The following is a 16601-nucleotide window of genomic DNA, read 5'->3' as shown; positions in this document are numbered from 1 at the left end:
GCAGTTGGCCTCAGGATTCAAACATCGGAGGATAAAGTCCGTTTCGTCCGGGTTTTGCCCCGCCGGCCGGGTCGAACAGCAGTGAGAACAGCTGTGCGGTGAAGTTGCCGCTGTGCACCTGGGTGTAAAGCGGGAAACCGTCGCTCTGGTTTGTCCACCAGAAGCTGGTGTAAAACTGCGGGTCGAAGCTGTCACCCGGCAGTTTCCAGTTGAGCGTTGACGGCTCGCCGTCGCCAATCACCTGTAAAATGTCCGATTGTTCGCCGTCAGTTTGCGGCTGCTGGGGCTGCGGGATGCTCAGCAGCGCCTGGTCAAGCTGCTCTGGCGTACCGCCGTTTTGCACCACGCGCAGCAGCATATTGCCGACTTGCTGATACCACTCGCCCGAGCGGGCCAGCAGCGCTGGTGACCACTCGGCGGGCGTAAAATGGCGCAGCGCGCACAGCGGATAGTTGCGGCCGACGCTATCGCGGGCAGCAATCAGGCAGCCCATCTGGATCAGCTGACTGCCGAGCATCGGCGGCACGACAAAATTCCACACCGGCGCTTTGAGAAAGGCGCGCGACGGGGCGTTTTTACTCTCTTCACTGGTTTGCCAGTGATGCAGTCCGACCTGAAACCAGTTCGACCACTGCCGGTACAGCACATCGGGGAAGCGTCGCTTCACAAAGTCACCCGAGCTGGGCAATTTGCCGTACCAGCCGGGTGCTGCGTAATGAGTCATTATCAGGTCCTGTTTCAGGGGCAGCTAAAGCCGGGAAGCTGGAACGGGTTACGAATACTGCCAGGGGTGAACGACAACGTGACCTGATGGCCATCGACGTTAAAACTGGCCTCGCGGGTCAGGCCACCGACCGCGGTTACACGAGCGCGATCGAAGAAGCGGTTCAGCGCCCACGGACCGCTGGTCACCAGCGTTGAGGTGGTGCCGTTGGTCAGGCCAAGCTGCATGCGCACCTGGCTGGTGCCACCCGGTCCGGGCCAGCTCACCATCTGCACCGCCTGCGGGCCATGGCTGTAACGCAGAATCTGGCCATCGACGTCGAGCGTCAGGTTGAGGATGTCGTTATCCATTTTCACCGTACGCAGCGTGACGCGGAACGACGGCGTGGTCGCCCCGTTAGCAAAGAAGGCATCACGAATCGACTGCGCCTGCTGGAACGGACGCAGCAGCGCCTCACCGCCCGGCAGCGTTTTGCCGTCGATGCCTGGCGTGAAACGCCACGCCGCGTTGGTGGTATCCACTTTGCTGGCCAGATTGTCGCGGAAGAAGCTGTCCATCAGCCCGCTGCCCGGCGCGAACATGCGCGCCAAATCGTCCGGCGTCACTTCGCTGCGCGCATTGCGCACCAGCGGATAACGGCCGGCAATCGCCTGGCGGCAGAAGCTGCCCACTTCCATAGTGATGCGCTTGCGCACGTTATCCATATCGCGGCGCTGTGCATCGCTGCTGGCGCCCACGGCCATGCTGGAAACCATATTCTGCAGCGAACCCGGTAAGCGACCGGCGCTGGCCTGCAGACGACTGATGGCATCGCCGGGCGGCGGTGGCATGCCGCTATTGGCAGCGTCCTGCACCGCCGTCAGATAGCGGTAGAGATCGTCGATCTGATGCAGAAAATCATCCACCGCCAGCACTTTACTGCCCTGCTGCAGCGGCTGTGCCAGCTCCAGCACAGGCGCAAAGTGCACCGCCACCGCCTGCTCCGGCGCCTGCTGGGCTGCGCCCTGGCCCGGCGCCGCGCTGGCTTTGGAGGAACTGAACAGCGCTTCTAAAGTGCGCGTGGCGCTGTTGCCCGTCGCCGGCTGTGCCTGGGTACTTTGCTCATCCGGCTGTGCGCGGTTCAGCGTCAGCAGCTTACTGAGGTTAACCACCAGCTGGCGCAGCGGCGAGTGGTTGCCCGACAGCAGACGTGCGGTGTTGATGCGCTGCGACAAATCCGCGCTGCTGTTGAGCTGGATATCGCTGAGGAACTGCTCCCACTGGCGGATGTAATCCTGCACGTAAAGCTGGCGTACCGCGAGGTCGGTCTGCTGACTGTTCTCCGGCGACGCAACGCCGCCCAGCACCCAGACATCATCCTGGAACAGCGCCTGCGTGACCGGCGCGATTTGTTTATCAACGTGCTGCCAGTAACCGTCTGGCGTGAACAGGCCGGCCACGCCGTCATTGACTGATTTGCCGCTTTTGCGTGAAAACACCAGCTCACTCTGCGGCCCGCCCAGCGCCGCGAGGGTGACCGGTTGCAGGCTGCCGTCACGCTGCAGCAGGCGCTTCAGACGTCCGTAGACGCGCTGCGACAGCGGCATTTGATTAATCAGCGCCTGCTCGCGCTTTACCAGCGCATCATCCTTCGCGTATGGCGAGGACTGAATCTGTGTCTCCAGCAGCTGCTGCAGATGCCACGCCAGCTGTTTCACTTCCTGCTGCGTCACGTTTTGCGGCAGTTCGCGGCTAATATTCAGCATCAGCCAGGCATGCAGGAACTTGCCGTCATAATGTTTTGGCTGATACAGCATCTGGTAAGCTTTCAGCGCTTCGTAGCTGTAATCCGCATCGCTGCCGTTGTCGTTACGCAGCCAGCGGGTGATGTTTTGCGCCACCTGCGGCAGCAGCAGCTGTTTCAGCGCTTTGTCATACAGGGTGCGCGTGGCATCGCTGACTTCGGTACCGCGATACAGGCCCATGCGGCGCGTCAGCGGGGGATCTTCCAGCGAGAAATCGGCGCTTTTCGGCAGCTGCAGCAGCGTGTTGAGATACGGCACCAGCGCAAACAGATCGCCATTGCCCTGCCGTTCCAGCTGTTGTCCCAGTTGCTCCACCTGCGGCGTTTTACCCGCCATCTCCTGTAAATAGGCTTTGTTTTTACTGTAGCTGGTGAGCCACAGCGCTCCGGCAATCAGTACCAGCACCAGCAGCGCCAGATAGCCGGACCACAATCCGGCGCGATTGCGCAGCTCCCACCAGCGGTTACTGCCCGCCAGGCCCGACTCCTGGAAGATGACATTTTCCAGCACGCCTTTCAGGAAGAAGCTCTGGCCTTTGTTCGGCGGGATCGGTGACTCTTTGTCGACCTGGTCCCAGCTGCCGGATTCGCCGCTGCGCTGTCCCGGCAGATGCAGGGCGCGGCTCAGCTCGCCCATCACGCGGTCAAACGGCAGCCCTTCCTGAGTACCGCTGGCGAAATAGATACCGCGCGGCGCGAACTGGGTTTCGAAATCAGAGCGGGCAAACAGCGTATCCAGCGCATCCGCCAGCAGCGGACGCAGCGCGGCGAACTCCTGCGGGAACAGATAGCTCTCCGCCCGCGCCTGCGCATCGCTCTCCGCCAGCAGCGTATCGGCCAGGCCGGCATCCAGACGCTGCTGCAGCAGTGAATACTCCTGCTGAAACTGGCTGTTGAGCTCAAACTCTGCGGTCGACGCCTGCGCCCACGGGAAGGTAAAGCCCCAGATTTGCTCGCGCTGGGTTTTATCCAGCGAAGCGAAGTAGCTGCGGAAGCCTTTGAGCAGGTCGGTTTTGGTGACCAGCACATAAACCGGGAAGCGAATGCCAAGGCGATCGTGCAGCTCCATCAGCCGCTGACGCAGTGCGATCGCCTGATTGCGCTGCGCTTCCGGCGATTGCGTCAGTAAATCGGACACGCTGAGCGTAACAATCACGCCATTGACGGGCTGACGGCCGCGATATTTGCGCAGCAGGTCGAGAAAATGATGCCACTCGCTGGCGTCGCGCTCCTGCTGGCTCTCCTGGGTGGTATAGCGGCCGGCGGTGTCCAGCAGCACCGCTTCGTTGGTGAACCACCAGTCGCAGTTGCGCGTGCCGCCAATGCCGCGCAGCGCCGCTTTGCCGAACTTGTCCGCCAGCGGGAACTGCAGCCCGGAGTTGACCAGCGCGGTGGTTTTACCGGCACCCGGAGCGCCAATGATCATGTACCACGGCAGCTGGTAGAGGTATTGATGGCTGAAGCGCTGCGCCCAGAAAGGCGCGCCCTTGCTGCTGGCGCGCTGGAAGTGCGCTTTTTTCAGCATGTCGGTAGCTTCGGAGAAACGGCTCGCCAGCACCTGTTCTTCATTGGTCAGGCGTTTGCGGTCCTGCTCCGGCGCATCGCTTTTGCTGGTTTCGAGGCTCGACATCAGTTTGCGGTTGAGCCAGAAGTTATACAGGCGCGGAATCGCCTGGCTCAGCCCCCACACCAGATAGAGCAGCGCAATGCTGATGATGCGGTTCTGCTCTGGCTCCAGCGGCCGCGAGTCGACAATGGAAAACACCGGGCCAATCACCCAGATGATAAAGGAGAGCGCGGTAATGCCGACAAAACCCCAGGCGAGGCGGCTGGTCAGCACCGCAAAAAGCATATTCAGCATGGATTAGTTCCCTCTCGCCAGGCCGTTGAGTTCCGCTTGCGTCGCATCCGGCGCGACCAGCAGAGTAATTTCTACGCGACGGTTGCGGGCGCGATTCTCCGCGCTGGTGTTCGGCACCAGCGGATGGCTTTCGCCACGCCCTTCGGCTTTAACCCGCGACGGTTGTGCCAGCTGCTGCTGCAGCAGGGTTTGCACCGACTGTGCGCGCGCCAGCGAGAGTTCATAGTTGGAGGCGAAGCGGGCGCTGCGAATCGGCACGTTGTCGCTGTAGCCAGTCACCAGAATCTTCCCGCTGACGTTATTCATCGCGGCGGCAATGCGCTGAATCACCGCATCGTAGCGACCACGCACTTCGGTGGATGCCGAGGCGAACAGGCCATCGCCCTTCAGGGTGACCACGCTCTGGTCGGCTTCATCGCGCACCGCCACCAGGCCGGCATCAATTTCCGGCTTGAGGAACGCTTTCAGGTTCAGCGTGGCGGGCGGCGGCGGTGCCGGATTGCTGATTTTGACTTCCGGCAGCGCGGTCTGATAGATGCTGGCCAGCACCGGCGAGGTGTAGTCGCCGAGACGCCAGTTCAGGACGATGTAGAACAGGCAGGCAGCAAAGCCGGCCACCGCCGCACAGGCCCACAGTGGAATCATCGGCCGCCACAGCTTGCGCAGCACCGGCTGATCGGTGGGATGCGGTGACAGCGCCGCCGGGTAACTGCCGCGCACGCTTTTGATCATCTGCAGCAGACGCTGTTTGATGGTTTCCAGCTGCGAACGCCCGTTATCCAGCACGCGGTAGCGCCCTTCAAAGCCGAGCAGCAGACAGAAATAGATCAGCTCCAGCAGCAGGATGTGCTGACGCGGGTTTTGCGACAGCTTTGCCAGCAGCTGAAAGAACTTCTCACCGCCCCAGGTTTCATTGTGAAACGTCACCAGCAGGCCGTTGCTGGTCCACACGCCGCGGCTGCCCCACGGCGTCAGCGCCGCCGCTTCATCCAGCGCGGTGCACAGGCAGTAGCGCGCGCCGACGATCACTTCATAACTCAGCCCCGACTGCTGGCAGCTGAGCTCAAAGCGACGGATCTGATCGATCAGCTGCTGGCGCAGTCGCGCCGGATCGTCGTGCGAGACGGAGTGGCGAATCTGCGGGATCGCGTTAATCAGCGGATTCGCCGCGGCGACCAGCACATTCTGATGGCTGACATCCTGCTGTGTGACGTCACTGTTCGGTTTCTGTTGTTCCTGCATCATGCGGCGTGCTCAGTTTTGATTATTCTGACTGACTACGAATGGCCCAGAACTCCATGTTCAGGCCCGGAAACTCACCGGCCAGATGCAGCGCAAAGGCACCTGAGCGCTCCATCTCCTGCCACAGCTCGCTGTTCTTATCGAGCTCAAAATAGCTGTAGCCGGCATGCCACGGGATTTGCGGCGGCGCACCCGGCATGGCTTTCAGCGCCAGTCCCGGCAGCTGCAGCTGCACCAGATCGCGGATTTTGGTGACGGGCGCGACTTTCATCTGCGCCGGGAAGTGGGTTTTCAGCGCTTCGGCTGGCACGCTGGCTTTGACCGCCAGCACAAAGCCGAACTCGCGTACCATACTGCTTTCCGGCACCGTGGCCACGTTGAGGCCGTGCGAGCGCTGCGTCAGCGGCAGCTGGATGGCGCTCTCTTCCATCACCTGCGACAGTCCCTGGCGCAGCAGCAGCGTTAAGCGGGCAAAGCAGCTGTACAGATCGTCATGGTCATACAGCGGCAGCGCGTCCGGGGTGCGCGCCGGCATCCAGCTGCTCAATTCAGCGGCCAGCTGCAGCCAGTGACTGTAGAGCGTTTCCGGGTGCAGCAGCGGCAGATGCTGTAAGTGCGCGTGCAGGCCAAGCTGACGGTTGAGTAAGGTCAGCAGCATAAAATCGACCATGTCGGCACTGTTAAAACGGCCGGTACCCGGCGTGCGCTGGCTCAGCTGCTGGCTGCGCTGCTGAATCAGGCCGTGCAGGTCATTGAGCATGCTTTGCAGCGGCCGGCTGGCGTTGAGCGTCAGCATCGGCGGAATGTAATCGGTGTCGAGGCGCACGTGGTTATCGCTGCGTTTTTCAATCACCTGCGCCACGCCCATCGCCGTCCACTCCGCGGTGAGATCCTGTTCCAGCATCAGGCGCAGGCGCAGTTTGCCGAACTGAACGGTGGCAGAGCCGACCGCCTGAGCGTTGTCATCTTCGACTTCGGCTTCCCACGCCAGATAGCGCGCCAGTGAATCCTGCGTCTCCTGAAACGCCACCGCTTCGCGCCCGTTGCGCCGGGCCGGGATCGCCAGTACCACTTTGCTGCGATCGACATTTGCTGGCAGATCCAGCGGGGCCGGACCGTGCTGTGGCTGGCTGAAAGAAAAGAAGGTGCCGTCAGGCAGACATCCGCTGGCGGCACTCAGCGCCAGTTTTCCCTGCCGCAGCAGCGCTTCATCAAATTCGAGATCAAAAAAACCCCAGGTGTAGGCGCGCTGCGACTGCCCCCATTCGCGCAGGGTGCTGTGTAGAAAATTTTCCGACTGCTGGAAATGGTGAGGGCGCAGGAACATCCCCTCGGTCCAGACAACCTTTTCGGCTCGGTTCATAGGCATCCTTACTGCTTAACCACGCGCAGGCCGTTGATATCCGCCACAACGCGGGCATTCAACTCACCATCGTTATTTTTCCAGAACTGCCAGAATGCGCTGTCGTCGCCATCCGGGAAGGGCAGCGCGAGGCGCCAGACTTTACCGTCCAGCGCCTGATACTCGGCCATGATGCCGATGAAGCGCGCTTCCGGCAGGCTTTTCGCGCTGAGGGTTTTACTCAGCTGACCTGACATCAGGAAGAACTGCTGATTGTTGAGCAGCGTGCTGCCCAACGCGGTGGCGGGCTGGTTCTGCAGGGAGTAGAAATCAGCGGACATGAATTCCGCATCGGAGGTCAGCAACATCACCCGAACTTTGAGCGGCGCACCCGCGTTGATCTGCGGATGCGCCTGAAAGTCGAGATTGTAGCGTGCAACCGGCGCCGGACTGTTGCTGCTGCAGGCGGCCAGCAGGCAAGCCAGCAGCAGTAATCCGGCGCGGCGGAGAGAAATCATCGTCATCATTCAGCCCTCCCTGCTTACCGTGTTAGTTGATGATCCAGGTGCCGCTGTTGCTGTTCTGGCACGCTTTGCTGTCGCCATCCACCGCGACGCAGGTCTTTTTCTTGCTGCTGGCGCGGGCGCGACGCTTCGGCTGGTCCGCTTTGATGGTCTGCTCATACAGCGCGCTTTTCACCACCGCGCGGAACGGGACATAACCGATCAGCTGCACCGCAGGCTGAGCCGCCGGCTGCTGCGCTTTTTTGTCATCGGCCGGTGCAGTCTCAGGCTGCGCTTCGTCTGCGGCCTGCGCCGACTCGCCAAGTGCCAGCCAGTTGTTTTCAACCTGGCCAATCACGGTGTAGGTTTCACCGCTTTTCAGCGTATCCACCACTTTGCCGCCGAAGCTCGGGCGGGTCATGATCGAAGCCGGATAGAGCGCGCGATAAGCCTCGTTCACCGGGCTGAACTGTGCCGGCGGCTGGACGGCATAACGGTGCGACAGCGTGACGCCGTCAACGGTGCTGCTGACAATCGTGTCGTCTGTCATCTTTGGCGGTGCTTTACAGCCAGCCACTGCGAAAACAAACATCAGGCCCAACGCCATACGGAGATTCACCATTTTCTTCATGTTTAGTTCCATTAACGCCTAAAAAGTGGCCAGAGGCCGGTTAAGAGCAAAATGAACCGTGCACACGGCGGGAGCCGGCGTCGATTCAGTACCAGTTAAAAAGTTGACCCTTTAATGAGTGTGGCTAACGCATCGCGCCAGCGAGGCAAAAATTGATCAGTCTGAATTAAGTATTAAAAATGCAACATTAGTGACAGGGATGATGTCGGAAGAATTCTGATCGTTTCACAAACGATCAGCAACATGATCAATTTTTGCTAAGCGAAGGGGTCGGCCACAGCCAAACCTCGGTTTCTCTTATGCCATCCCTGGGTTAAAAACTATCACGTTCAATGAATCTGGTTAATCGGTAACGATTAAGAGGATAACAGCAACAACTTACGGCATTCGCTGACAGTATTGCTATTTATTGAGATATATCAAAAACATATAAAAGACTGGAAACATCATAGCTACCGCACGAGCCAGGTAAAACCTGCCCGTGAGCATGCAATCACAATCCATTTGTTAATGTCTGACGGAAGTTTACAGAAGCCTGACAAAATTTCAACGCGCCGCTAGCAGAGGAAATTAGTTCAGTAAAGGTTAACAAATATTTTTAATGCAAATTTGCGTCACTTTTGCCCGTAAACCTAAGACTATTCTTAGCAATCCATTAAAACTGTGAAAGATTGTAAATGAAAGATGAAATTTTGCTCGCGCGATCATTAAAAATTGTCATAAAAAAAATGGCGCTGAGCGGCACGCATTTTGTCTGAGCGCAATAAAACCCAGGCAGGTGGTAAAAAAGGGGTGATAAAGGCAAACTGGCAGTTAAAAAAACCAGCCAGGCGGACCAGACTGGTTTAATTCGCTAAAATGGCGGGTATCGGGATTGTTAAGCAGTCAGAATAGATTGCAGCTCAGGAAAGGTTTTCACCTGCCAGGTGGGCGTGATGTGCGCCGGCAGCGGACGCGTGCCGTGATCGATCCAGCAGGTTTTCACGCCGGCATTCATACCACCGAGAATATCCGATTCCGGCGTATCACCGACCATTAATACCCGGCGGCGATCGGGATTGCCCAGCAGCTGCAGCGTATGGTCAAAAATCGCCGCATCCGGCTTGGGCACTCCCACCTGTTCGGAGATCACCAGCGCGTCAAAGTAGTCACGGAAACCGGTGCGTTCAAGGCGTGCCTGCTGCAGCGCCGTGAAGCCGTTGGTGATGATGGCGATTTTGACTTTGCCCTTGAGCGTATCCAGCAGGCGGGCTGCGCCATCAAGCGGCAGGCAAATCTCGGCCATCGCATTGAGAAAGTCGCTGTTCAGCACTTCCGGCGCCACGCTGAGTTTTTCACCCCACAGCGTGAAGCGGCGCGTCTGGAGCTGCAACGCTGAAATGGTGCCGTTCTGGTAATCGACCCACAGCGGTTTATTCACCGCCTGATAGTCAGCGTAATCCTGATCGCTAAAGTGCACGTCGTAGCTGGCAAACATGCGCTGCAGGCCGGCAAACGCGTCAAAATGAAAAAGTGTGTCATCCGCATCGAACAGGATGCAGTCCCAGTCGTTTAACATAGTGCTCCTTTTGAATGACGTCAGAGCGTGAGCGCCATAATGATGGCATCCTCGCGCCCGCTGGCGGTGGGATAGTAGTTTGGCCGCACGCTGACCTGATGAAAATCCAGCTGCTGATACAGCGCAATGGCGGGCTGATTGGAGGCGCGCACCTCCAGCCACAGCGTCATTACCGCACGCTGCTCCAGTTCGGCAATCAGCTGCTGTAGTAACTGACGCGCATAGCCGCGGCGCTGGAACGCGGGATCGACCGCGATGTTGAACAGCGACGCTTCATCCAGCACCACCTGGGTGATGGCGAAGCCGGCCAGCTGGCCGTCCGCGTGCAGGCAAAGATTGACGTAACGTTCGCCCTGATTACTGGCAAAGGTCTGCTCGCTCCATGGAAACGCATGCGCGCGGCGCTCGATCTCCAGCAGCCGCGGCTGTAAATCAGGGGTGATGAAAGAGATGGCTGTCATGGTTACACATCTGTTGCCACAGCGCGCGCTTTGCTGCGCCGCTGCTGATTAATTCATTGAAAACGGCGCTGGTGAACGTGATGCCGTTAAAAGGATGATCGCTGGTCACGCCCAGCAGCCAGCCGGCACAGTCGACCTGCTCCGGCAGCATCGGCAGCTGTTCTGGCGTCAGCGTCATTACCTGCCCCGGCTGAATGCTCAGCGTCCTCAGTACGTCACGCACCAGCGGCTCCTGCAGATCCGGCGCCTGCTCAGCGACCAGCACCAGCCGCGTGTCCGGCGTTAGCGTGACGGCAATTTCGCCTTGCAGCACGCGCGGACGTCGCAGCTGATACTGCGTAATCCCCATTTGCTGTAGAAGCCAGTCGCGCCTTGTGCTCATGCTGTTACCTGTAATCCTGCCAGAATGCGACGCTATGCTAGCAAACCCATCGAACATGCGCCAACAAAGCACTATAATCGCCGCTCTGATTTAACAGGAGCGTTCCATGTCTGCTTTTACCCCGGCCAGCGAAGTGATTCTGCGCCACAGTGATGAATTTACCGCCCGCCACGTACTGTTCGCCGGCGACCTGCAGGATGACCTGCCCGCCCAGCTGGAGACCGCGTCGAGCCGCGTGCACACTCAGCAGTACCATCACTGGCAGAACCTCAGCCGTCGCCTCGGTGAACGGGCAGTGTACGGGCTGGTGGCCGGTGCGGCCGACGTAGCCGGTTGCGACACGCTGGTCTATTTCTGGCCGAAGAACAAACCGGAAGCGCAGTTCCAGCTGCAAAACCTGCTGTCGCTGCTGCCGCTGGGCTGCGATATTTTTGTCGTCGGTGAAAACCGCAGCGGCGTGCGCAGCGCCGAAGGCATGCTGGAGAGCTGGGCCACGCTGGAGAAGATCGACAGCGCGCGCCGCTGCGGGCTGTATCACGGTCAGCTGACGCAGCAGGCCAGCTTTGACGCCAGCGCGTTCGGCAATCGCTATCAGCTGGACGATCTCACCATTCATACCCTGCCGGGCGTGTTCAGCCGCGACGGGCTGGATATCGGCAGCGATCTGCTGCTTTCCACCCTGACGCCGCACACCAAAGGCAAAGTGCTGGATATCGGCTGTGGCAGTGGCGTATTAGCCGCCGCGCTGGCGCAGCATTCGCCGAAAGTCCGGCTGTGGCTGTGCGATGTGCACGCAGCCGCCATCGAGGCGAGTAAAGCCACGCTGGCCGCTAACGGTCTGGAAGGCGAAGTGTTTGCCAGTAACGTGTTCTCAGACGTCAGCGGCCGTTTTGATCTGATCATCTCTAACCCGCCGTTCCATGACGGTCTGCAAACCAGCCTTGATGCCGCCCACACGCTGATTCGCGGTGCGGTGAAGCATCTCAACAGCGGCGGCGAGCTGCGCATCGTGGCCAACGCCTTCCTGCCTTATCCGCAGGTGCTGGATGAAACCTTCGGTAACCATGAAGTGCTGGCGCAGACCGGCCGCTTCAAAGTGTATCGCGCCGTATATGGCCGCGGCACGAAAGCGCGCTAAGCGTAGTAAAACCCGCGATGCGACGGGGAAAACGTTGCTTTTTGCAGCAGTCGTTTCACCGTCGCAAAATATGTGTTGACGCAATGAGTAAAATCTCTAAAATGCGCCTCCGTGGTTAGCAATACTGTAATGTATTGCAGGTAGGCGAAGGTGGCGGAATTGGTAGACGCGCTAGCTTCAGGTGTTAGTGTCCTTACGGACGTGAGGGTTCAAGTCCCTCTCTTCGCACCAATAATCACAGAGTTTATATCGCGTGCACTGCGCGAAGGTGGCGGAATTGGTAGACGCGCTAGCTTCAGGTGTTAGTGTTCTTACGGACGTGAGGGTTCAAGTCCCTCTCTTCGCACCATGCGGTGGTATAAACAGACAACTACGATGCGAAGGTGGCGGAATTGGTAGACGCGCTAGCTTCAGGTGTTAGTGTTCTTACGGACGTGAGGGTTCAAGTCCCTCTCTTCGCACCAACGTTGTCACACTTCTTCTGCAGTACATCCCCATTGATTGTTACCGCTGCTATCACGCCTTTGCGTGATATTGTCGTTTCTGCTCACCGTTAAATGACGTGAAAATTCACCGAGATAGCCGCCAGACCGCCCGCCAGCGCCAGGCAGGAAGGCAGCAGCAGATAATGCCGCAGACGATGGTGGAACAGCATCACCACAGTAAGCAGCAGCGCGACGATCATCACTAAGCGCCACTGGCTGAAACTCGGCTCCCACAGCGCAAATACCGGCATGGCCGCGCAGGGCAGCAATACGCCCCAGCCGCTATCCAGACGTTTTCCCATCACCCAGCTCACGCCCCACAAGCCGCAGGCGGCCATCATCGCCATGATCATCGCGCAACCCTTCAAATGATAAATATTCCCATTATCATATGACAACATTTCTCATCTTGCAGCGAATTTTTTGCCCTGCCCGCGCCGGATGACAGAATTACTGGAAAATGATAGATTGCCGCCGATAACTATTTTGATAACACAGCAAAAACGTGCTCACTATCCGCGTTGTGGGATTATTTCCTGCGGGTAGCGCTTTGATATTTCAGGGCTGTCACGAGTAATAATAATGAAATTACAATCTTATGATGAGTTGAAACACAGCAAGTATCGGCTGTCGCTGATGCTATTTTTGTTTTTGAATGTCGCCGTTTCGCTTTTTTGTCTGCTGCCGTTTTTCGGCACGGATAATCCCATCAATTCGCTGCCGGTAACACTGGTGGCGGGCTTTAGCACCACGCTGCTGGCGCTATGTTTAATCGCGCCAAATCTAAAATTCCCGTTATTAAATCCTGTCGCATTGCTATTAGGCGCGCTGTGGGCCTGGCATATCAATCATCGTTACCATCTGGTGTTTTATTTTGACGGTAGCTTTTTAATAATCAGTCTGCTGAGCGTATTTTTTATCAGCGCGATTGCCCTGAGTGATTATTTGCTTGCGTTCTGTTTACATATTACGCCACCGGTATTAACCGTACTGTTACTGGACGATGGTCAGCATTTAATGACCATTCTGTTCACCATTACGCTGCCGCTGATCGGCTTCTCGCTGCACCATTTGATGCGCCGCCGCTTCGACACCTTCACCCTGCGGCTGGTGCGCCAGCTGTATGAGGAGAAGCAAAGTTTTAGCGATTTGAGCATGCTCGATCCGCTCACTGGCCTGTATAACCGGCGCGGGCTGAAGAACCGGCTGGATACCATCATGGAAAATCATGCCGGCAGCCACTTTGTGCTGCTGCTGGATATCGATCACTTCAAGGCCTACAACGATAATTACGGTCATGCCATGGGCGATCAGGCACTGGCGCGGGTGTCGGTTGCGATTCGCGATGCGGTGCGCTCGCGCGATGTGGTGACGCGCTACGGCGGCGAAGAGTTTCTGGTGCTGATGACCAACGTTAATGCCTCGATTGCCATGAAGCTGGCCGAACGCATCCGTCAGTACGTGGTTGATCTGGAAATTCCCCACCGCTTCAATGATAAAGTCTCGACCCACGTGACCATCAGCGCCGGTATCGCACCGATTTTCGCAGAAGACTTCGACCAGGCGGTAGCCAACGCCGACCGCGCGCTGTATGTGGCGAAGAATCAGGGACGTAACACCATTCTGGCGTGGGAGGATTTACCGAAACTGGCGCCGGTAAGCAGCGATATAGTGTAAGCGGTGCGGCGACAACGCCGCGCCCTCTCCGGGGGATTTCACGCAAAATGCGCGGTGGCCAGGCAGTGAGCGCTGCTGGCATCTTGCTCAGTGAATCGGGAACGATTATCATTTGTTTTTCGCTTCCCGTTTTCACTCAGGAGCCGCATGGCCATCATCACGCGTCAGGATCATCGCTTTAGCGCGCATCCGCTGATCTTTATGCAGAGCGATCGCAGCTTAGCCAGCGCGCTGGAAGATCTGATGTGCGACCAGCGCAGCTACATGCGGGAAAACGTGAAGCTGGGCCAGCCGGCCCCCGCAGGCACCCTGACGCTGGCCGAATGGTCCACACCGTTTCACTATCGCCGCCTGACCCAGCGCTACAGCGACTATCTCTATCGCCACCATCCCGATGTTCCGCAGGAAGCCAAACCGCTGCAGTCGCTGTGGGCCCAGTGGTATTTTGGCCTGCTGCTGCCGCCATTAATGCTGGCGCTGCTGCAGGAGCCGCGCGCGCTCGACTGCTCGCCGCAGCGCATCCACGTTGAGTTCCACGAAAACGGCCATCCCTGCGCCTTCTGGATTGATGTGCAGGAGGATGAGGATGCGCGCTATCTCACTCCGCAGCAGCGTATCGAACGCCTGATTCAGCACAGCCTGATCCCCGCCGTCAACGGCATGGCGCAGCACGGTGACATCAACGCGCGGCTAATCTGGAACAACTTAGGCTTCTCGTTTTACTGGTTCCTCGGCGAACTGCAGCAGCAGCTGCCTGCGGCTACCCGGCATCAACTGGAACAGGCGCTGTTTTTCAGCAAATCCCTGTCCGACGGCAGTGATAATCCGCTGTATCGCACCATGATCCCGCGCAACGGCGCGATGGAGCGCCGCAGCTGCTGCCAGCGCTATCGCATTCCGGACGTCGAACGCTGCGGTAACTGCACGTTAAATGCCGTGTAAGCGCGGCGTATTCTGTTACAGATTCTCCGTTTCTCCCGTTTACAGCTTTCCCGCCTTATGGCAGCTTTTACGCTCTGTTTTTACCGGAGAAAAAAATGAGCCTGGAGTCGGTACGGCACTTCTTTGCCGAACACGCACCGGATATCGACATCATCGAGATGCCGGAAAGCACTGCCACCGTAGAACTGGCCGCACGCGTACATGGCGTGACGCCGGGGCAGATCGCCAAAACCCTGTCGCTGAAAGTGAAAGAGAGCGTGGTGCTGATTGTCACACGAGGCGACGCCCGGCTGGATAACCGCAAGCTGAAGGCAGCGCTCGGGGCAAAAGCGCGCATGCTGAGCGTGGATGAAGTGGTGAACTGGACCGGCCATCCGGTCGGCGGCGTGTGCCCGTTCGGGCTGGAAAATCCACTGACCGTCTATTGCGATGTGTCGCTGCGCAGTTTCGATGAAGTGTTACCTGCGGCCGGTTCGATTCACAGCGCGGTGCGCATTTCGCCGCAGCGCATGGCTGAGCTGACGGCGGCGAAATGGATTGACGTCTGCGAGGCGCGTTAACGCGTCTCTTTCGCCACCGCCCCGGATATTTCGATGCCGCGCGTCTCGCGGCCAAACGCCACGAACACGCAAATTAGTACCGCCACCGTGCCGGCGACAATCGCCATGCCCAGCCCGTAGTTACCGCCGTGGGCTTCGGCGATGCGTGACTGCAGCGTGGCGTTGACCGAAGCAATTAAATTCCCCAGCTGGTAAACGAAGCCTGGCAGTACCGCACGCGCATTGGCCGGCACCAGCTCGGTCAGGTAGGTCGGCACCACGCCCCATGCGCCCTGCACCATAAACTGCATCAGGAACGCGCCGATACCAATCGCCCAGGAACCGCTGGAGAACGCCCACAGCGGCAGCACCGGCAGCGCCAGAAACGACGCCAGCATGATGGCTTTTTTACGCCCGATACGCTCGGACAGCGAGCCAAACGTAATGCCGCCGAGCATCGCCGCGATGTTATAGCCGATGGCGATAATGCTCACCGTGTGGGCGTCAAACTGGTGCTGCACTTTCAGGAACGTCGGGTAGAGATCCTGCGTGCCGTGGCTGAAGAAGTTAAAACAGGCCATCAGCAGCACCATGTAAATACAGATTTTCCAGTGCTGGCGGATGATGGGCAGCAGCGCGTGATTCTCTTTACGCTCGCGTGCCGCCAGCCATACCGGCGATTCCGGCACTTTAAAATAGATAAACGGCAGCAGCAGAATCGGCAACGCGCCAATCAGGAACATGCCACGCCAGCCCACCTGTTCGAAGAACAGGCCAAACACTATCGACGCCAGCAGATAGCCGCACGGATAACCGGCCTGGAAGATGCCGGACATCAGGCCACGCGAACGGTCAGGAATGGTTTCCATCGCCAGCGAAGAGGCCACGCCCCAGATGCCGCCCATCGCCACGCCGTAAATCACGCGGAAGGTCAGGAAGGCAGCAAAGTTGGGCGACCATGCCGACAGCAACTCAAACAGCGAAAACAGCACGATGTTGAGCATCAGGATCGGCCGGCGACCATATTTTTCCGCCAGTCGGCCAAAGATTAGCGCGCCCACCGGCCGTACGGCCAGCGTCAGCATAATGGCAATGGAAACATCGGAGACGCTGGTGTTGAAGTAGCGCGCAAGATCGCTGAGCACAAACACCAGAATAAAGAAGTCGAACGCATCCAGCGTCCAGCTGGCGAAACTGGCGAAAGCCACGTTGCGCTGGGTCGCAGTCCAGTTAAACATAAGGGTATCCTGTCTGATTGCTTCCGGCTCGCGGCCAGATTTTTATTGGAACGTTATCCAGCGAATGGTTGCACTGGTTATTATTGTGTTAACCA

15 protein-coding genes and 3 tRNA genes are annotated in these 16601 nt (G+C 58.4%); 7 read left to right on the top strand and 11 right to left on the bottom strand.

The features are described 5' to 3' along the window. Positions 1 to 10: 10 nt before the first annotated feature. The 9 genes from tagF to AC6I8F_RS03535 all read right to left on the bottom strand — a co-directional run bounded on the left by tagF (position 11) and on the right by AC6I8F_RS03535 (position 10487). Positions 11 to 724: a type VI secretion system-associated protein TagF gene (gene tagF, locus AC6I8F_RS03575; protein ID WP_021506784.1), complete on the bottom strand. Its 714-nt coding sequence runs from the start codon at positions 722 to 724 to the stop codon at positions 11 to 13. 14 nt (positions 725 to 738) lie between these two features. After that, positions 739 to 4368: a type VI secretion system membrane subunit TssM gene (gene tssM / locus AC6I8F_RS03570; RefSeq protein WP_498028534.1), complete on the bottom strand. Its 3630-nt coding sequence runs from the start codon at positions 4366 to 4368 to the stop codon at positions 739 to 741. A gap of 3 nt (positions 4369 to 4371) precedes the next feature. Beyond that, a complete protein-coding gene (locus AC6I8F_RS03565) occupies positions 4372 to 5613 on the bottom strand; it encodes a DotU family type VI secretion system protein (RefSeq protein ID WP_498028533.1) in 1242 nt (413 codons plus the stop codon). 19 nt (positions 5614 to 5632) lie between these two features. Continuing rightward, the gene (gene tssK, locus AC6I8F_RS03560) at positions 5633 to 6973 is read right to left on the bottom strand and encodes a type VI secretion system baseplate subunit TssK (protein ID WP_372771823.1); all 1341 of its coding nucleotides are present in this window, start codon (positions 6971 to 6973) and stop codon (positions 5633 to 5635) included. A gap of 8 nt (positions 6974 to 6981) precedes the next feature. Then, positions 6982 to 7479 (bottom strand): type VI secretion system lipoprotein TssJ, encoded by a 498-nt coding sequence (tssJ, locus tag AC6I8F_RS03555; RefSeq protein WP_021506780.1) that lies wholly within the window; start codon positions 7477 to 7479, stop codon positions 6982 to 6984. Positions 7480 to 7501: 22 nt separating this feature from the next. Continuing rightward, a complete protein-coding gene (locus AC6I8F_RS03550; RefSeq protein WP_031279568.1) occupies positions 7502 to 8098 on the bottom strand; it encodes an SH3 domain-containing protein in 597 nt (198 codons plus the stop codon). Between the two features lie 865 nt (positions 8099 to 8963). After that, positions 8964 to 9644 carry a pyrimidine 5'-nucleotidase gene (yjjG, locus tag AC6I8F_RS03545; RefSeq protein WP_498028532.1) on the bottom strand — a complete coding sequence of 227 codons (681 nt, stop codon included), beginning with the start codon at positions 9642 to 9644 and terminating at the stop codon, positions 8964 to 8966. Between the two features lie 20 nt (positions 9645 to 9664). Then, positions 9665 to 10105 (bottom strand): ribosomal protein S18-alanine N-acetyltransferase, encoded by a 441-nt coding sequence (rimI, locus tag AC6I8F_RS03540; protein WP_058776442.1) that lies wholly within the window; start codon positions 10103 to 10105, stop codon positions 9665 to 9667. After that, positions 10077 to 10487 (bottom strand): DNA polymerase III subunit psi, encoded by a 411-nt coding sequence (locus tag AC6I8F_RS03535; RefSeq protein WP_031279565.1) that lies wholly within the window; start codon positions 10485 to 10487, stop codon positions 10077 to 10079. The genes rimI and AC6I8F_RS03535 overlap by 29 nt, the downstream gene beginning before the upstream one ends. A gap of 106 nt (positions 10488 to 10593) precedes the next feature. Here AC6I8F_RS03535 and rsmC point away from each other — a divergent pair, with 106 nt between their 5' ends. The 4 genes from rsmC to AC6I8F_RS03515 all read left to right on the top strand — a co-directional run bounded on the left by rsmC (position 10594) and on the right by AC6I8F_RS03515 (position 12089). Beyond that, the gene (rsmC, locus tag AC6I8F_RS03530) at positions 10594 to 11625 is read left to right on the top strand and encodes a 16S rRNA (guanine(1207)-N(2))-methyltransferase RsmC (protein WP_152390458.1); all 1032 of its coding nucleotides are present in this window, start codon (positions 10594 to 10596) and stop codon (positions 11623 to 11625) included. Between the two features lie 144 nt (positions 11626 to 11769). Beyond that, positions 11770 to 11856: transfer RNA gene (locus tag AC6I8F_RS03525), tRNA-Leu, on the top strand. Positions 11857 to 11887: 31 nt separating this feature from the next. Then, a tRNA-Leu gene (locus tag AC6I8F_RS03520) sits at positions 11888 to 11974 on the top strand. A gap of 28 nt (positions 11975 to 12002) precedes the next feature. Beyond that, positions 12003 to 12089 (top strand) — tRNA-Leu (locus AC6I8F_RS03515). Between the two features lie 89 nt (positions 12090 to 12178). On the opposite strand, the gene AC6I8F_RS03510 is transcribed toward AC6I8F_RS03515, so the two are convergent. After that, positions 12179 to 12463 carry a DUF1435 domain-containing protein gene (locus AC6I8F_RS03510; RefSeq protein ID WP_058757170.1) on the bottom strand — a complete coding sequence of 95 codons (285 nt, stop codon included), beginning with the start codon at positions 12461 to 12463 and terminating at the stop codon, positions 12179 to 12181. A 229-nt stretch (positions 12464 to 12692) separates the two neighbouring features. Between AC6I8F_RS03510 and AC6I8F_RS03505 the strand changes: the two genes are divergently transcribed. From AC6I8F_RS03505 to AC6I8F_RS03495, 3 genes are all read left to right on the top strand, one after another. Beyond that, positions 12693 to 13787, top strand: coding sequence for a GGDEF domain-containing protein (locus tag AC6I8F_RS03505; protein ID WP_498028531.1), 1095 nt, complete (start codon positions 12693 to 12695; stop codon positions 13785 to 13787). A 147-nt stretch (positions 13788 to 13934) separates the two neighbouring features. Then, positions 13935 to 14729 (top strand): siderophore-iron reductase FhuF, encoded by a 795-nt coding sequence (gene fhuF, locus AC6I8F_RS03500; protein ID WP_222951628.1) that lies wholly within the window; start codon positions 13935 to 13937, stop codon positions 14727 to 14729. Positions 14730 to 14824: 95 nt separating this feature from the next. Further along, entirely contained in the window at positions 14825 to 15289 is a 465-nt protein-coding gene (locus tag AC6I8F_RS03495) for a YbaK/EbsC family protein (RefSeq protein WP_058757173.1), read from the top strand. Here the strand turns inward: AC6I8F_RS03495 and AC6I8F_RS03490 are convergent. Then, complete coding sequence (locus AC6I8F_RS03490) at positions 15286 to 16506, bottom strand: MFS transporter (RefSeq protein ID WP_021506769.1); 1221 nt, start codon at positions 16504 to 16506, stop codon at positions 15286 to 15288. The genes AC6I8F_RS03495 and AC6I8F_RS03490 overlap by 4 nt on opposite strands. Positions 16507 to 16601: the final 95 nt, after the last annotated feature.

Source organism: gamma proteobacterium symbiont of Axiagastus rosmarus (assembly GCF_059730925.1).
This window is presented reverse-complemented; position numbering and strand designations above follow the sequence as displayed.

Bases quoted from the DNA above. Each gene is read 5' to 3' on its own strand.
- tagF (WP_021506784.1), bottom strand. From the start codon at position 724: ATGACTCATTACGCAGCACCCGGCTGGTACGGCAAATTGCCCAGCTCG.
- tssM (WP_498028534.1), bottom strand. From the start codon at position 4,368: ATGCTGAATATGCTTTTTGCGGTGCTGACCAGCCGCCTCGCCTGGGGT.
- AC6I8F_RS03565 (WP_498028533.1), bottom strand. From the start codon at position 5,613: ATGATGCAGGAACAACAGAAACCGAACAGTGACGTCACACAGCAGGAT.
- tssK (WP_372771823.1), bottom strand. From the start codon at position 6,973: ATGAACCGAGCCGAAAAGGTTGTCTGGACCGAGGGGATGTTCCTGCGC.
- tssJ (WP_021506780.1), bottom strand. From the start codon at position 7,479: ATGATGACGATGATTTCTCTCCGCCGCGCCGGATTACTGCTGCTGGCT.
- AC6I8F_RS03550 (WP_031279568.1), bottom strand. From the start codon at position 8,098: ATGGAACTAAACATGAAGAAAATGGTGAATCTCCGTATGGCGTTGGGC.
- yjjG (WP_498028532.1), bottom strand. From the start codon at position 9,644: ATGTTAAACGACTGGGACTGCATCCTGTTCGATGCGGATGACACACTT.
- rimI (WP_058776442.1), bottom strand. From the start codon at position 10,105: ATGACAGCCATCTCTTTCATCACCCCTGATTTACAGCCGCGGCTGCTG.
- AC6I8F_RS03535 (WP_031279565.1), bottom strand. From the start codon at position 10,487: ATGAGCACAAGGCGCGACTGGCTTCTACAGCAAATGGGGATTACGCAG.
- rsmC (WP_152390458.1), top strand. From the start codon at position 10,594: ATGTCTGCTTTTACCCCGGCCAGCGAAGTGATTCTGCGCCACAGTGAT.
- AC6I8F_RS03510 (WP_058757170.1), bottom strand. From the start codon at position 12,463: ATGATCATGGCGATGATGGCCGCCTGCGGCTTGTGGGGCGTGAGCTGG.
- AC6I8F_RS03505 (WP_498028531.1), top strand. From the start codon at position 12,693: ATGAAATTACAATCTTATGATGAGTTGAAACACAGCAAGTATCGGCTG.
- fhuF (WP_222951628.1), top strand. From the start codon at position 13,935: ATGGCCATCATCACGCGTCAGGATCATCGCTTTAGCGCGCATCCGCTG.
- AC6I8F_RS03495 (WP_058757173.1), top strand. From the start codon at position 14,825: ATGAGCCTGGAGTCGGTACGGCACTTCTTTGCCGAACACGCACCGGAT.
- AC6I8F_RS03490 (WP_021506769.1), bottom strand. From the start codon at position 16,506: ATGTTTAACTGGACTGCGACCCAGCGCAACGTGGCTTTCGCCAGTTTC.